Source organism: Aeromonas sp. 600948, assembly GCF_049174875.1.
GTDB lineage: Bacteria > Pseudomonadota > Gammaproteobacteria > Enterobacterales > Aeromonadaceae > Aeromonas > Aeromonas veronii_A.
In genome coordinates, this window is sequence record NZ_JAAKTY010000029.1 from 1 (window position 1) to 16,226 (window position 16,226).

Annotated in this window: 12 protein-coding genes and 1 pseudogene; 6 read left to right on the plus strand and 7 right to left on the minus strand. The window is 56.7% G+C overall.

What is annotated here, in order from left to right:
* Both G5182_RS18510 and G5182_RS18515 read right to left on the minus strand, forming a co-directional pair.
* A pseudogene (locus G5182_RS18510) lies at positions 1 to 212 on the minus strand (IS481 family transposase); the annotation flags it as partial.
* Positions 213 to 388: 176 nt separating this feature from the next.
* A complete protein-coding gene (locus tag G5182_RS18515) occupies positions 389 to 1,744 on the minus strand; it encodes an 8-oxoguanine deaminase (protein ID WP_421254625.1) in 1,356 nt (451 codons plus the stop codon).
* Positions 1,745 to 2,894: 1,150 nt separating this feature from the next.
* On the opposite strand from G5182_RS18515, the gene G5182_RS18520 reads away from it, so the two are divergent.
* Positions 2,895 to 3,779 carry a hypothetical protein gene (locus tag G5182_RS18520; protein WP_421219915.1) on the plus strand — a complete coding sequence of 295 codons (885 nt, stop codon included), beginning with the start codon at positions 2,895 to 2,897 and terminating at the stop codon, positions 3,777 to 3,779.
* Between the two features lie 104 nt (positions 3,780 to 3,883).
* Positions 3,884 to 5,413 (plus strand): HD domain-containing protein, encoded by a 1,530-nt coding sequence (locus G5182_RS18525; protein WP_421219913.1) that lies wholly within the window; start codon positions 3,884 to 3,886, stop codon positions 5,411 to 5,413.
* A 76-nt stretch (positions 5,414 to 5,489) separates the two neighbouring features.
* Here G5182_RS18525 and G5182_RS18530 read toward each other — a convergent pair whose 3' ends face one another.
* Entirely contained in the window at positions 5,490 to 6,131 is a 642-nt protein-coding gene (locus tag G5182_RS18530) for a hypothetical protein (protein ID WP_421254626.1), read from the minus strand.
* Between the two features lie 118 nt (positions 6,132 to 6,249).
* Entirely contained in the window at positions 6,250 to 7,626 is a 1,377-nt protein-coding gene (cysS, locus tag G5182_RS18535) for a cysteine--tRNA ligase (protein WP_041208491.1), read from the minus strand.
* A gap of 212 nt (positions 7,627 to 7,838) precedes the next feature.
* Here cysS and G5182_RS18540 point away from each other — a divergent pair, with 212 nt between their 5' ends.
* From G5182_RS18540 to G5182_RS18555, 4 genes are all read left to right on the plus strand, one after another.
* On the plus strand, positions 7,839 to 8,336 hold the full coding sequence (locus tag G5182_RS18540) for a peptidylprolyl isomerase (protein ID WP_033115878.1): 498 nt from the start codon (positions 7,839 to 7,841) through the stop codon (positions 8,334 to 8,336).
* Positions 8,326 to 9,123, plus strand: a complete 798-nt coding sequence (locus G5182_RS18545) for a DUF4269 domain-containing protein (protein ID WP_421254627.1) — start codon at positions 8,326 to 8,328, stop codon at positions 9,121 to 9,123. The genes G5182_RS18540 and G5182_RS18545 overlap by 11 nt, the downstream gene beginning before the upstream one ends.
* Positions 9,120 to 9,875, plus strand: a complete 756-nt coding sequence (gene lpxH, locus G5182_RS18550) for a UDP-2,3-diacylglucosamine diphosphatase (RefSeq protein WP_421254628.1) — start codon at positions 9,120 to 9,122, stop codon at positions 9,873 to 9,875. The genes G5182_RS18545 and lpxH overlap by 4 nt, the downstream gene beginning before the upstream one ends.
* A gap of 297 nt (positions 9,876 to 10,172) precedes the next feature.
* Complete coding sequence (locus tag G5182_RS18555) at positions 10,173 to 13,607, plus strand: ImpA family metalloprotease (protein WP_421254629.1); 3,435 nt, start codon at positions 10,173 to 10,175, stop codon at positions 13,605 to 13,607.
* Positions 13,608 to 13,784: 177 nt separating this feature from the next.
* Here G5182_RS18555 and nrfD read toward each other — a convergent pair whose 3' ends face one another.
* The 3 genes from nrfD to nrfB form a co-directional block, all read right to left on the minus strand.
* The gene (gene nrfD / locus G5182_RS18560) at positions 13,785 to 14,738 is read right to left on the minus strand and encodes a cytochrome c nitrite reductase subunit NrfD (RefSeq protein WP_421206415.1); all 954 of its coding nucleotides are present in this window, start codon (positions 14,736 to 14,738) and stop codon (positions 13,785 to 13,787) included.
* Positions 14,739 to 14,807: 69 nt separating this feature from the next.
* Positions 14,808 to 15,476, minus strand: a complete 669-nt coding sequence (gene netC / locus G5182_RS18565; RefSeq protein ID WP_421206413.1) for an Nrf-like electron transfer protein NetC — start codon at positions 15,474 to 15,476, stop codon at positions 14,808 to 14,810.
* The gene (gene nrfB, locus G5182_RS18570; RefSeq protein ID WP_421254630.1) at positions 15,473 to 16,093 is read right to left on the minus strand and encodes a cytochrome c nitrite reductase pentaheme subunit; all 621 of its coding nucleotides are present in this window, start codon (positions 16,091 to 16,093) and stop codon (positions 15,473 to 15,475) included. Before nrfB ends, netC begins: the two co-directional genes overlap by 4 nt.
* Positions 16,094 to 16,226: the final 133 nt, after the last annotated feature.

A 16,226-nucleotide genomic window follows, 5' to 3' on the forward strand; every position in this document is an offset into this window, starting at 1 on the left:
CACCGGCAGCTTGCTGGTGTAGAGCCGTCCCCAGGCGTGGCGGCTGTAGCAGTCCAGCACGGTTTGCAGATACACCTGCCAACCGCTTGGATCGCGCCGACGAAGAAGGTGCCGACAGCCACCAGTTCTCCGGTGTAGTGGACCTCAATCTGACGTTCTCGAAACTCTGGGCTGAGACGCTCGAACAGGCGAAGTTACTCGTCATTGAGCTCTTTGGCGAGCTCTGGCAGGCTGAGTTTTTCTCGTTGCAGGTCTACGGTGACTCCAGATAACACAGTAGGGGGCACTGTTTTGTTATCCGGTTTGAAGCCATATGACCACTCCCTTTTGTGGACAACTGTCAGGTGAATACCAACTCCATACAGCCAGGGAGTGGCACCAGAGTCGGCTAGCCATGCACCAGCGCGGCGGCGGCCACCTTGTGACGGGCAATCAGCCCCTCGATATCCAGCCCCTCGATGGCGCCATCCACCACCCGCCACTTGCCGCCCACCATCACCCGATCGGCACGCTCGGCGCCGCACAAGATCAGGGCCGCTATGGGGTCGTGGCTGCCGCTAAAGCGCAGATCATCGAGCTTGAACAGCGCCAGATCCGCCTGCTTGCCGGGTAGCAGCTCACCGAGATCGCCGCGCCCGAGCAGCCGGGCCGAGCCAACGGTCGCCCACTCCAGCACCTTGCGCGGAGTGATGCGCTCGGCGCCGTAGCGCAGCCGCTGCAGATAGAGCGCCTGACGGGCCTCCTGCATCAGGTTCGAGGCATCGTTAGAGGCCGAGCCATCCACCCCTAGCCCCACCGGTGCACCGGCCGCCTCCAGATCCAGGGTCGGGCAGATGCCGGAGGCGAGCCGCATATTGGAGACCGGACAGTGGCACACCCCGGTGCCCGCCGCCCCCAGCCGCGCAATCTCGTCCGGATTGAAGTGGATGCCGTGGGCCAGCCAGGTGCGATCGCCAAGCCAGCCCACCTTTTCGAGATAATCGACGGTGCGCAGGCCAAAGCGTGCAAGGCAGAACGCCTCCTCATCCAGCGTCTCCGCCAGATGGGTGTGCAGCCGCACATCGAGCTCGGCCGCGAGTCTGGCGCTCTCCACCATGATCTCCTCGGTCACCGAGAAGGGGGAGCAAGGGGCCAGCGCAATCTGGATCTGCGCCCCGGCGCCGCGCTCGTGATACTGGCGCACCAGCCGCAGACTGTCATCGAGGATCTGCTGCTGCCCCTGCACCGTGTGGCGCGGCGGCAAGCCCCCCTCATCTTCGCCAAGGCTCATGGAGCCACGGGTCAGCATGGCGCGCATCCCCAGCTCACGCACCGCCGCCACCTGAATATCGATGGACTCCTCCATCCCGCGCGGGAAGAGGTAGTGGTGATCGGCCGCCGTGGTGCAACCCGAGAGCAGCAGCTCCGCCATCGCCACCTTGCTCGCCAGCGCCAGCGCGTCCGGCGTCAATCTGGCCCACACCGGATAGAGGGTCTTGAGCCAGGGGAAGAGCGGCTGATTGACCACCGGCCTCCAGGCACGGGTCAGGGTCTGGTAGAAGTGGTGGTGGGTATTGATAAGGCCCGGCAGCACCACATGGTCGCGGGCATCGAACAGCTGATCACACGGCCGGGCAGGCTGCTGGCCTGCCGCCAGCACTTCGCTGATCAGGCCGTTCTCAATCACCAGCCCGCCGCGGCCATCGACCGTTTCGGGGGTAAAGGTGGCAAGGGGGTTTTTAATCCAGATACGGGTAGCGGACATGGCCGACGCCTCCATCAGTGACACATAGGGGTGAGCCAGCTCAGTTATACCCTGTCTGCTGATCCAGAGGCGGCGGTCAGCGACCGCGGCCAACCCAGTCTAGACATACAGCGCAAAAAGTCTGTGATCGCCGTTTTGAATCAAGGTGATAGCGACGGATTACCCAAGGCGACCAACCGCACAAGGTTTACCCCGCAATTAATCAATCAGTAATTAACAAAAGCTTGTGCCAGCGCAAAAAAACCTCTGGTTTCTGATAGTTGCGTGATGGCCGCCATAGTTAAGCGCTCAATGAATCCGTAAGATATTTGGCGGCGCCTGTTGGCCCCTTTTCCCAAACCAAGGTCAACGGCGCAATGTGGCAGCGACAGTCAGGGGCGGTAGCGTCTTTCGCGGAGACCAGCCGGTCTCCCGCCCCTGCGCCAGGGCAACCGTCCCCTCTCCCCTTGCGGGTGAGCGGTAGGGTGCAATAAGCGCAGCGCATTGCACCACGGTAACCGTCCCCTCTCCCCCTGCGGGAGAGGGTTCGGGTGAGGGGTCACCAACCCCGTTGGCATGGCTTCGCCAGCAGGGTCGGTAGGGTCGATTAGCGTAGCGTAATCGTCCGTGCTAACCGCTCCCCTTGCAGATGAAGCCCATGGCGCAATCCGCCAAGCCTGACGCAGCAAGCAAACCCGCGTCGAATAGAGGTGCAATTCACTTCGTTCATTGCACCCTACGGTATGGGACAAACGGGCTCACCCCGGCGAACAACAGGGGGCAACAGCCAACCCGCCGCCCCGAAGCCAGTTAACAGGCGTAGGGTGCACCAAGCGCAGCGCATTGCACCGCGGTAACACTCCCCAGCCTATTTGGGGCAAAGATCGGGCGGGTTGTTAGCTCACAGCCAACCCCTTGCCCACCCCGTGACGAGAGCAGATTGTCGCACCTATGCAACAAGCGCCATCGGCATGGTTGCATAGGTGAAAAAATCATGATGAATACAATGACAAGCAGCAGATATCCCTATCGGGAAACGGTTTTATATTGAAGGCCCGATAGTGAGTACTTCACCGTAATAACACCTTATTTCTCGAACGTCCGATTACGCTTCGCTAGTCCTTATACCTTTTTCACAATTTTAAGATACCTAGACTTAAAGGAGTTTTATATGCTTCAACAACAGATTGAATTGATTCCAATCAAAGAGGGGGAAGTTAATGGCATTAGCATGGGGGTTTTGCCAGATGGGACTCCTTATCTTTCAGCTAGAGGATTAGCATCACTCTGTGGTGTTGCTCCAAGCTCCATAACGACATTAACATCCAATTGGGATCTAGAGCGAGTAAAACCTAGGGGGATAAAGATATCAGCCCTATTGCGCGAGCAAGGTATTTTATCAGATGATCTATTTATTCAAGTAACAGTCCAAGGTCAGAAGGTTAGTGCTTTCAATGACATATCTTGCATGGCTGTGCTTGAATATTATGCATTTGACTCATCCTCCACAAGTGATATTGCATTACAAAATTATCGATTACTGGCGCGCAGGTCACTTCGAGAGTTTGTATATACTAGCCTAGGTTATGATCCTTTAAATTCTATTCCTGAAGCATGGAAGCATTTTCACGACCGGATGATATTAAATGAGATTCCACGTGGTTACTTCAGTGTATTTAAGGAGGTTGCGGATATTGTTGTATCAGGAATACGTCATGGCTTGAAGATGGATAGTCACGTAGTCCCAGACATCAGTGTCGGCCGTTTGTGGAGTTCACACTGGGAAAAATACAACTTTGACAACAAATATGGCGCAAGGACTAAGCACCCACATACTTATCCTGATTATTTTCCACAAGCAAAAGCAGGCCCCAGACCTGCCTATATTTATCCATTATCAGCTTTAGGCGAGTTTAGAATTTGGTTAGAACAAGTGTATCTAGTTGAGCGTTTTCCAAATTATTTAGCTGATAAATCAAAAAGTGGATTTATTCCTGCTGGAAATATCAATTTATATATAGAGGCTGTTACTCCTAAATCGCTAACACAAAAATAGTTTAAAACTGAAACTGAAACTGAAACTGAAACTGAAACTGAAACTGAAACTGAAACTGAAACTGAAACTGAAACTGAATAAATTAGACAAAAACGAGGTTAATAATGAATTTTGATAAAGAGTTACTTGGGAAAATATTAGATCCAATCCATGGCATCATACGCCTAAGTGAATTAGAAATTGAATTCATAGATCATCCTCTATTTCAGAGACTTAGGAATATCAAACAAAATACTTTTTTATATAAAGTTTTTCCTTCAGCAATGCATAGTAGATTTGAGCACTCTCTCGGAGTTATGCACTTATCATATGAAATATTAAAAAATTTGAACTTGAATTCATATAGATACCAAAATAAGTATCGCGATGGTAGCGTTTTTGATGGTATTGAGAGTCTTCCATTAAGTAATATTCGAGAGTTGAGATTGGCGGCACTTTTACATGATATTGGTCATGGTCCAATGTCTCATCAATTTGATTCATTTATGTGTAAAAAAGAAGACTTATCAGAGCATCTTGAAGGTGATTTTGATGATATTTTTAATATGATTGAAGATGGTTCAACCATTGAGCATGAACACATGTCTTCAATCTTCATAAAAATTATTTATGATAGCCTTAGTCATAAGTTACGCAGTTCGATAAATATCGACAACGTCATAAACATCATCGAAAGCAAATATAAACAAAAAGCAATTCATGTTAACATTAATGGTGCAAATATTGACATCCTACCTTTATTTACATCTATAATTTCATCCTGCCCTATTGATGCAGACAGAATGGACTACTTGTTAAGAGATAGCTATTTTTCAGGCGTAAAGTGTGGTATTTATGACTATAATAGACTGTTCATGTCGATCGTTCCTGTGATAAATAATAATAAAGTATTTTTAGCGTATAAAGAAAGTGGTATTGATTCAATTCTTGAATTTATAAATGCAAGATCGAGTCTCTTTGGCCAAGTTTATTATCATAAAACGAATAGAGCATTCTCAGCAATGCTAGGAAATGTTTGCGATTTATCAAAAGAGAATGCATCAGGAAAACCTCTTAGCTTATTCAAATTTGAAGAACCTGATAAGGCTAACCCAGAGAGTAAGTTAGAACAGTTAGAGATATTCTATTTAGAAAATTCAGATGATTTTTTCCTACATGAACAACTACCCTGTTTCATTCATGAAAGTAAATTCCCCAGCGAGGGACAAGAGATTCTTGATGATATCATAAACAGAGTCCCATGGTCGAAAAAGTATGAATCAAAAATATACCCAACAAATTTAAAAATAACAGACGAGATAAACAAAACCTTTATATCAGAACTCAAATCAGAACTTTTTAAAATGATCTCAGAGATCATTCCAAAATATATGTTTGCCATCGATATAATGGCAGACAATGCATTTAAAGATATAGATAAAACAGAAATAAAACTACTGCGAAAGAATTTGAATGGCGGATACTGCATAAATAAACTCACTGAATGCGGCGACAAGCTCGACAAATATCAGTCAATAAAATATTTAATTCGCATCTTTATTTCAGAAAAATATAGCTGCAGAGTTTCAACTGATTTAATTGAATCGATTGAACGTAAGAAAAATGAGTTAGCTCAATCATATTTCAATTTATAACATCAATAAAAACCGCAGCCTTGAGCTGCGGTTTTTATTTCTATTCCCCAAACACACTTCTATCCCAACTAAAAAACTATTTCCCCAACCCCTTGCACTGCTCTCCCCCTGCGGCGGGATAGGCGGTGAGCGTCTCATAGAGGGCGGCGCGCAGGCTGCCGGATTGGCAGAAATCACAGCTGCCGCCAGCGTCGATATCGGTGATGCGGGCGCCTTGCGGCCCGTCTTGTACCAGATAGGTGCTGACAAAACGGTAGGTGCCGCTGGGGGCGTCGAGCGGGGTGCCCGGCTCGCCAAAGGTGAAGCGCACCTTGACCTCGCTGCGATCCCGGCTGCCGGCGATGGCGCGCGAGGAGAGGATCTCCGAGCCCAGCAGGTTATCCCAGGCGTTGGGCAGGAAGGGGTTGCCCTCGACAAAGGGGGGCTTCTCGTCGGGGGCCTCGCGAGTGGCTATTTCGCGCGCCTTGGAGGCGGCATTGAGCAGGCAGAGCAGCTCGGGGGAGACGATAGTGGGCAGCGCGCCGCCAAGATCACTCTGATAGAGGCCGCTCGGTTTGACTGCACGCTCCCAGTCGAGAAACTGGGCCACCTTGGCCTTGGCGCGGGCACTGGCGGCCGGATCGAGTTTGCCGCTGGTGGTGGTGCCCGCATGGGCCGGGGCGATCAGGGCCGCCGCAGAGAGGGCCAGTGCCAGCACGGGCCAGCTGGATATCTTCATGGTGCCATCTTCCTTATGTTCGCTTGCATGGGCCGCGCCTTGAACAACGCGCCGGGCCCTGAAAAAAAGAGCGCAGCCCAAGGGCTGCGCTCTGCGTCAGGTCGTCAACCGGCGGCCCTTAGGCACGGCGCCAGCTGGTCTTGCCGGCGCTATCTTCCAGCACTATGCCCATCTCGGTGAGACGGTTGCGGGCGGCGTCGGCCGCAGCCCAGTTCTTGTCGGCACGGGCCTGATTGCGCTCGGCGATCAGGCGCTCGATTTCGGCAACCTCTTCGTCCGCTTCGTCACCCTTGAGGAAGGCTTCGGGGTCTTGCTGCAGGATGCCGAGCACGGCGCCCAGCTCGCGCAGACGGGCGCCCAGCGCGGCGGCAACGGCCATGTCTTCACCCTTCTGGCGGTTGATCTCGCGCACCAGATCGAACAGGGCGGAGTAGGCTTCCGGGGTGTTGAAGTCGTCGTCCATCGCCTCCTTGAAGCGAGCCACCTGCTCGTCGCCACCGGCAGCAGCGGCCACCGGCAGATCGCGCAGGGCAGTGTACATGCGCTCCAGCGCGGCGCGGGCTTGCTTGAGGTTATCTTCCGAGTAGTTGAGCTGGCTGCGGTAGTGGCCAGACATCAGGAAGTAACGGACGGTTTCGGCGTCGTAGTGAGCCAAGACGTCGCGGATGGTGAAGAAGTTGCCAAGGGATTTGGACATCTTCTCTTTATCCACCATCACCATGCCGCTGTGCATCCAGGTGTTGACGTAGTCGCCACCGTGGGCGCAGCAGGACTGGGCAATTTCGTTCTCGTGGTGCGGGAACTGCAGATCGGAGCCGCCGCCATGGATGTCGAAGTGGTTGCCAAGGTGCTTGGAGTTCATGGCGGAGCACTCGATGTGCCAGCCAGGACGGCCCGGGCCCCAGGGGCTTTCCCAGGTCGGCTCGCCCGGTTTGGACATCTTCCACAGCACGAAGTCGAGCGGGTTGCGCTTGGCATCGACCACGTCGACGCGGGCACCGGCTTGCAGCTGCTCCAGATCCTGGCCGGAGAGCTTGCCGTAGTCGGCATAGGATTCGACGATAAACATCACATCGCCGTTATCTGCCACGTATGCGTGCTCTTTTTCCAGCAGGGATTGCACCAGCTCGATGATCTCTTCGATGTGCTGGGTGGCGCGCGGTTCGATATCCGGGCGCACCATGCCGAGGGCGTCGAAGTCGGCGTGCATGTCGCCAATCAGCCGCTCGGTCAGCTCGTCGCAGGTCACTTGGGTCTCGGCGGCACGTTTGATGATCTTGTCATCCACGTCGGTGATGTTGCGCACGTAGGTGAGGTCATAACCGGCGTAACGCAGGTAGCGAGCGACCACATCAAAGGCGACGAAGGTGCGGCCGTGGCCGATATGACAGTGATCGTAGATGGTGACACCACACACATACATGCCCACCTTGCCCGGGTGGATAGGTTTGAATTCTTCTTTTTGACGAGTGAGTGTGTTGTATATCTTCAGCATCTTCTAACCACTGCCTGTGAGTAAAATGGTTGGTCATGATACCCCGTTCAGGGGCAGAAAACGAGGCAGAAAACGTGGCCAATCCCGCCTGCCAGCACGGTTACGGCGCCAGAGAGACTATGCCGCCAGCCCCTGATGGGCTAGAATTGCCACCACTTTATGCCATACACCTGCGGGCACTTCGTCGTCCGCATCAAATGAAAGGACATATCATGGTCACTCTGCACACCAATCACGGCGACATCACCCTCACCCTGAACGCTGAAAAAGCCCCGGAAACCGTGGCCAACTTCCTGCAATACTGCCGTGACGGTCACTACGACAACACCATTTTCCACCGCGTCATCGACGGCTTCATGATCCAGGGCGGCGGCTATGCCCCGGGCTTTGAAGAGAAAGACACTCGCGCTCCCATCAAGAACGAAGCGGCCAACGGTCTCTCCAACAAGATCGGCACCATCGCCATGGCCCGCACCATGGAGCCGCACTCTGCCAGCGCCCAGTTCTTCATCAACGTGAACAACAACGACTTCCTCGACTTCAAATCCGCTACCACCCAGGGTTTCGGCTACTGCGTATTCGGTGAAGTGACCGCCGGTATGGACGTGGTCAACAAGATCAAGGGCGTCAAGACCGGCAACTACGGCCGTATCCATCAGGACGTTCCGACCGAAGACGTGGTGATCACCAAGGTGACCCTTGCTGACTGATCTCTGCCGACTTGGCACTGACAAAACTGCGGCCCCGGCCGCAGTTTTTCCATCTGCCTCCCCCACTGCCAGCCCAAACTGGCGCCGCCTCGACTATCTGGCCCACGGCAACCCGCGCCAGCGCTCGGCCCATGCCCTGCTCACCGCCGGTGTGTGGGATGAGCTGGCAACGCAGTGCGCCGATCTGGCGCTGGTGAGCACGCTCGCCATCGGCCTCGATCGGCCGGGCAGCGATCTCGATATTCTCTGCCAGCATCCAGATCCCGCCAAGTTTGCCGCAAGGCTCGAGGCTCAAGGTTGGCAAGCGAGCGTCAAGGGCGACAATATCTGGCTGCTGGAGCGCACCTTTTCCTGCCTCGACCAGAGCTGTGCTAATAGCGGTTCTGACAAGAGCGATGCCTGCTTGCTACTGGAGCTCTATGTCACCCCAGCTCCCATCGAGATGCAGAACGGCTGGCGCCACCTCACCTTGATGGCGGCCCTGCTAGAGCGTTTTGGTGATGCCTTCTACCGTGACGTGCTACGTCTGCGCCTTGAAGAGGGACTAAAAGGGGAGGCGGCCATGTGCCGGTTGCTGGGGCTGGCGGGAGATCCTTATGAAGCGCTGCTGACGCTGGAGGGACGCAATCTTGCCGAGCTGGCATGGCAGCCGCCATCCCGTGACGATATCCATACCTCAACTGGCGCGATGGCGCCCGCAGCGCACTATTCGTCCCCTGTTGTGTCTACTACCTCTGCCACCCCTGTTTGCCCTGTTTCGACCGAGAGCCCGACCCCCACATCATGAGCACCCTCTTTATCAGTGACATTCACCTCTCTGCCCAGCGGCCCGATATGACCGCGGCACTGGTGCGCTTTCTCGAGCACGACGCCCCCGGCGCCGATGCCCTCTATGTGCTGGGGGATCTCTTCGAATTCTGGGTTGGCGATGATGACCCCAATCCGCTCCATCAACAGATGGCCGATGCCTTCTTGGCCCTGAGCCAGCAGAACGTGCCCATCTACTTTATCCACGGCAACCGCGACTTTCTGCTGGGCCAGCAGTTTGCCAAGCGCGCGGGGATGACCCTGCTGGGGGACCCCTGCGTGATCGACCTCTATGGGGAGCGGGTAGTGCTGAGCCACGGGGATCTGCTCTGCACCCTGGATGAGGGGTATCAGAGGTTTCGTCGCATCACCCAGCTCAAGTGGCTGCGCTGGCTCTTTTTGCGACTGCCGCTTGCCCGCCGTCAGGCCATCGCCTGCAAGATGCGCGGCCAAAGCCAGATGGAAAATGCTCACAAGAGCCAGATCATCATGGATGTGACGCCCGCGGCGGTGGACGAGATGCTGCGCGCCCATGACTGCCGGATGATGATCCACGGCCACACCCACAGACCCGCCATCCACGACTTCACCCTGGACGGTCACCCCGCGCGGCGCATCGTGCTGGGGGACTGGTTCGAGCAAGGCTCGGTGCTGGTCTGTCGCCCCGGCGAGCAGCAGCTGGAGATGCGGGCGCTGGCAACGATCGACCCCGCCGCTCATCCATCCCTCTGACATCCCCCCTGCAAGGGTTGCAGGCAAAACCTGCGGCCCAGCATCCCCTGTTAACCCGGTGAAGCGACTCATTACGGTGAGCTCAGGCTGGTATGGCCTGTGCTGATGGGGGGCTCGCCCCATCCCTATCGGTTCTGCTGCACCAGCAACACCAAATACGGCAAAAGCCGGCCAAAAAAACATCCAAGATGCTGAAAATAAAGCAAAATGACCATTCAATCAGCGTTGAAATAAGCAAGGCAGCTCATTAGACTACCGACTCCCCTACCCGTCGTAACACAAGGAACGTATCAGACAATGAAAAAGACGGTTCTCACTCCCTTACTGGCGCTGTTGATCACAGGCTGTGGCGGCGGTGATGGCGAACAGGAAGAGACCCCTATCCGCCCCCCTGTCACCCCCAACTATTTCGAGGCATCCAGCCAGAGCAGCGCGGGCGGACAGTTGAACCCCACCAGCCTGCGGTTGGCGGCGGGTGAACAGGGGAGCTTCTCGGTACAGGCTGACAGCGGTTACCTCCTGACCGGGATAAGCGGCTGTGATGGCACCCTGGACGGCCTCACCTATACCACTGGCCCCATGCGCAGCGATTGCCAGATCTCGGCCAGCTTCACGCAGGAGAGTGCAGCCGTCTATTTCAACGCCACCACCCAAGCTTCTCTGGGAGGCGCGGTCAGTCCCGACTACCTGCGCCTGAATGCGGGTGAACAGGGGCGTTTCACCGTGCACCCCGAGAGTGGCTTCGTGTTGGCAAACATCACAGGGTGTGAAGGCACCCTGACGGGTAACACCTACACCACAGGCCCCATGCGTGGTGATTGCCAAATCTCGGCCAGCTTTATCAGCGATGCCGCCAATGCCATTACCCGGGAAGATCATACCCTTGCCAGCGAGCAATCCCTGATCGCCCATGCCCGCGCGGCGATTGCTGACAGTGAGGCGCACCGCACCGAGCTGGTTCGCAGCCTCTATCAGGGGATGGCACAGATCAGCTGGAACCCGAGCCACGACTCCATCACCTTTTCCAGCTTCCAGCCTGAGAGCACGGTGACCCTGCTCCCCTCCAACATCAATGGCAAGGGGGAGAGCGAGATCCGGGGTCTGGTGATGGTCTCCGAGCAAGCCGATTACCGTCAGGCTGCCATGGGGGCGAACCTGTTTTCCGTTGACCGCACAGCGCAGAGCGAGGCGCTGCTCAAGGGGCTGATTGGCTGGCTGACCCGGGGCAAGGATAGCGATGGCCTGCGCATCCTCACCGCCCAGATGCCAAGCCGCGCCGATAGCGTCTATTTTCCCCACAACGAAGGCGTGCGTGACTGGCTCAAGGCGATCTATCCCGACAAGCACAGTATCAACCCGGCCAATACCTGCGATTATCAGGCGCTGAGCGACTGTATCGACACCATGGCGCCGGAGCTTATCGTGATCAGCGATATCGACCGCCAGGGGCTGGGGTATCAGGGGATCGCAGAGGCGATCGCCAAGGCCAAAGCGGCCGGGATCCCGCTGCTGCTCTCCAACTATCGGCGCGATGCCAGCCCGCTGCTAAGCCCCCTCTATCTCGATATGGGGCTGGTCACCTGGGGCAACTACTGGTCAAAACTCAGAGCCAGCGATCTGGCAGTGAACACCATCATGGCACCCGACGCCCAGCTGATGGCGGTCGATACCCTGCTTGGCAACCTTCAGGATCGCAACTTCACAACCCAGTGGCTCGATAGCTGCGGCGGCAACTTTATCAATTGCGGTGGCTCGGAGAGCTTCAACCAGCAGTTCAAGCTGGGTGCCGACTGGCTGAGAAATGGGGCCATCACCCTCGACAAGGCCGGGATCAGCCCCTTTGCCCGTGAGGGCGCGACACTGCTGCCCGCCACCCTGCTGCTGGCCGACAAATACCGTGCCGCCATCGACTACCCCATCGCCTGGGATGAGCATCAATCCTGGCAGCAGGCGATGTTTGCCGACTGGCTGGTGAGCTATGCCCGCACTCGTACCCCGGCCCAACCCGATCTGGGGGAGTACGTCACCGATCGCAGCAAGGTAGTGAAGGGACAAGCGGCTCACTATGCCTATCCCGCAACGCTCACCGACAGTCGGCGCATTGCGGTTCCCTACAGCGGGCAGTGGACCACCACCGGCTGGTATGCCCTGCCGGGACAAACCATCACCCTGAGACGCACCGATAACGCCGATGTGTCCGCTACCGTCCGACTCAACTACCACAGGCCCAACACCAATCGCGCCTATGAGCAGAAGATCTATCGAGCCCCGCTGGAGCTGACCACCGGACGACTGATCTTGGCCAAGGGGGGCCGCGTCACCTTCACCTCGCCCTATGGCGGCCCTATCTACCTCTATCTGGAAGGGGCGGCTGCATCGCTGGCCGTCCAGGTGAGCGCCACGGGCGTCACCCGTCATCCGGCCATCATGGATTTCAGTGATGAGCAGCAGATCCGCGAGTTCAACGAGCGGCTGGAACAAACCGAGCTGCCCCATATCGATCTGCGGGCCGATGGCGCAGAACAGCATCTGCGCCGGGATCGCTTCACCAAGGCGGTGGGTGGCGTCATCCCCGACACCAATGCCCTGCTCGACAGCATCGCCCGGGATCACATCAATGGTGTCTACACCCTGGCGGGCCTGAAAATTCAGGGCAAGGGGCTCGATGAGTCGCTGCCTGCGGATGTTAAAAACGCCTGCGTGGCACTGTTGGGGGAGGGGTGTCTCGATGAATCGCTCCATACCCGCACCATCATCCAGCATGCCAACTATGACCAGAATGCCCATTGCGGCAGCGGTTGCAGCGGCAACCCGTGGGACTCTTCCGGCAGCATCAGCCCGACCGGCTGGCTCGACAATCACGAACTGGGCCACAACCTGCAGACCAACCGGTTGAACGTGCAGTACGCTGCGGCAGGCGATGCCGACAACTGGAGTGGCTACGGCAGCCGGGCGGGGGAAAACTCCAACAACATCTTCCCTTATGTGGTGAAGTGGCGCGCCCATTATCTGAGAGATGGCAACACGGCGCCCATCAAGGATGGACACATGAATCACAAGGATCTCTTCTATGTGTTCATGTCTGATGCGGCGCAGGTAAGGGACAGGAGTGGCAACCGCCTCGTGCTCGGGGCCAACTGCAAGGTGCTCGATACCGGCGAGAGTCGCTACGAAGCCCCCTGGAAGAGCAATGCCTACGCCGTCCACAACGGCTATCGCATGGCGTTTTATATCCAGATGGCATTACGCGCCCACCGTATGCTCCTGACTGATGGCACCCGGCTGAACGATGGCTTCACTCTCTTCACCCTGCTCTATCAGCATTCACGGATCTTCGGCGCGGCAGCCGACAGTGAAGCGCAGTGGAATGCCAACAAGGATAGGCTCGGCTTTAGCCTGTTCCCCTACTCGGGGCATGCGGTCTATGGCGGCAAACGGGTGCGCGACATACCGGGCAATGACTTTATGCTGGTTGCACTCAGTCGGCTCACCGGTTGGGACTGGCGCAATCATTTCGATCTGCTCGGCCTGCGTTACTCAAGCCTCGCGGTCGCTCAGGTGCAGGCCAACCAGCGTTATGGCAGCCTGCCGATGGGGATGTATGTGCTGGAGGATGACCTGCCCCCTGCCAACATGAGCGAAGGCGTCACATTCCTGCCGCTCTCTGAAAGCGACGGATCCACCCTCTGGCCCCGCAACAGCGGCTCGCCAAGCGCCTGCCCAACACCCTGAATCCGGTCATCACGATAACTACGACAAGCGCCCGGCTGGGCGCTTGTTGTTTATCCGGCCTTTGGCCCCATGGTGGATGCCGAGAAGGTTGGGGAGTCTGCGTGGAGAAGAACGAGCCGAAAATGTGTAAGCCTGTGTAAGGACTAAACACATCTCTGGCCCATCCACGCAGCAATGTTACAGCACCGTCATCTGACCGGCATAGAGGATGAAGTAGCGCAGCAGCAAGATCCCCACCAGGCTCAGGCTGCAGACCAGCACCAGGTGGGAGCGCTGGTGCTGGCGAGCTGGCGAGCTGAACAGCCCCAACAGTTGGGGAAGCAGGATGCCGATGCCAATCACGCCAAACCAGAAGACCTGCGACCAGAAGCCGCCGCCTATGGCCGCCCACATCGCTGCCTCCCGCTGGCCGCCACCGAAGTAGAGGCCGGTGAAGAAGCAGACCAGCAAGAAGATCTCGATAGCCACCATGGGACGCTCGAAGCGGTGCACAAAGCTCACCCCCTTGCTATGGCTGCTCTCCTTGAACAGAGTCACCGCCAGCAAGATGGTGGAGGCGACCCCTGAGCTGATACCGGATACCAGAAACAGCGCCGGCAGGATCGGGTTATTGAGCATGGGGTAGGTCTTGAGCGCCGAGAGCAGGAAGCCGGTATAGGCCCCCAGCAGTACGGCCAGCAACAACAACAGGGGAGTAAGCAGTCGCTCGATCTGTGCCATCTTGCCTATCAGGGTATCGATGAAGGCGAACCTGTCCGCCAGCAGGTGCCGCCGCAACCCCTCGATCTCGGCTCTGAAGACCACCGCCAGCCAGGCAAACAACACCGTCATATAGACCTGAAACAGCATGACCCCCATCGACATCACGGAATCGAACTGATAGTGGAACATCAGCTTCCAGAAGGTCCAGGGACGAGCCAGGTGGAAGATGAGGATCAGCAGCCCCAGTATCACGCTGAGCGGGGCCAGAATGGCGGTCGCCCTGATGATGCCGCTCTCGCTGCCGGCCCCGCGCTGGCGCAACAGCACCGAGAGGGTGACTGAACCGGCGGAGATCCCCAGCAGAAAGAGGTAGATGGCGATGGGACCATCCCAGACCAGTGAGTCGAAGTGAAATGCGTTATGCCACATGGTACATACCTCCCGTTTCGCTACTCACCATCTGCAGAGGGATACCGTCATGATGCGGGTTATGAGGACTCATGATTTTACCTCCCCTTTCGGTACCCGATACATCTTGGGCGAGGTGCCGAGGAACTGTTTGTAGCGATAGGTGGTTTCATGCACCAGCCGTCTGGCGATCGGGCTGTGAGGATCATCCAGATTGCCGAACACCAGCGCCTTGGTAGGGCAGGCTTCGACACAGGCGGGTTGCTTGCCGTTGGCCAGATTGGTTTTGCGGCAAAAGTCGCACTTGTCGGCAATGCGGGTGACCGGGTTGATAAAGCGTACCTGATAAGGGCAGGCCGCCAGACAGTAGCGGCAGCCGACACAGAGATCGGGGTTAATGTCGACGATGCCATCCTCGGCCCGGATATGGGATGCACCCGTCGGGCAGACATGCACACAGGGGGCGTTATCACAGTGCTGGCAGGACTTGCGGAAAAACCGGTACTCCTGATCCGGATATTCACCCACAGGGCCGGAGCGCAGGATCTGCAGGCGGGCTACCCCTTGTGGCACCTGATTGACTTCCCGGCAGGCATCCATGCAGGCGGTACAACCGATGCAGGCTGTCTCATCGTGGATCATGCCGTAGCGCCCCCCCCCGATGGTCATGCTGTTGGCCAGGGCGCGGGGCGACCCCGTCATCAGGATCAAGGCGCTGGCACTCATCCCCACCATAAACTCGCGACGGGTCGTGCTCATGCGCCCTCCTTGGCCGCGGCTTGCTGCCTGGCCTCATGCTGCTTGCTGTGGCAGTCGACGCACAGCTTGATGCGGGCCTTCTCGGGGATGCCGACCATGGGCTCTTTGGCCGGGTGCAACTGATGGCAGCTGGTGCAGGTCACGCGAGTCGCATGCACGTCGTGAGCCCACAGCGCCTTGCGCAGATCATCGGGCTCATGGCAGCTCATGCAGACGCCGTTTTGCTGGCTGAGCGGGAAGGCATCGTCGCCAAAGCGCATCACGTCGACAATGCCGCCACGCTGTTTGCGGTGCTGGGCTGACGGGTTGCCGTGACAGTTGGTACAGGTCACCGCTTCATTGGTATTGGGGTTGGTGACGCTGGCATGCTTGCCATGCATCCCCTCGTTTCCGTCGTGGCACTTGTCACACTTGGCGAAACGGGCGGCCGCTGTTTTCTCGGCTGCGGCTTTCTTCGCGGCTTTGGCCTGGCGTGAGGCCAGTGCATCGGCGGCACTGCTATCGGCCACAGTGCTGACGGCAGCAGACGCTGGTTCGACGGCGGTCGCTGCGAGGGCAAACTCGCTTGCACCCAGACAGATCGTGGCAAGCAAGGCCCACTGCATTATTTTTTTCATACTGGACTCCGGATCAAAGAGGTTCAGCGGCGTTATCCACCCCCTGACAAGAAAAAGAGCGACAAATACCTCCCAAAATGCCAGAAACGGGCAAGAGTCCCCCACCCACGACAGAGTGGGGGCTTGATCAATG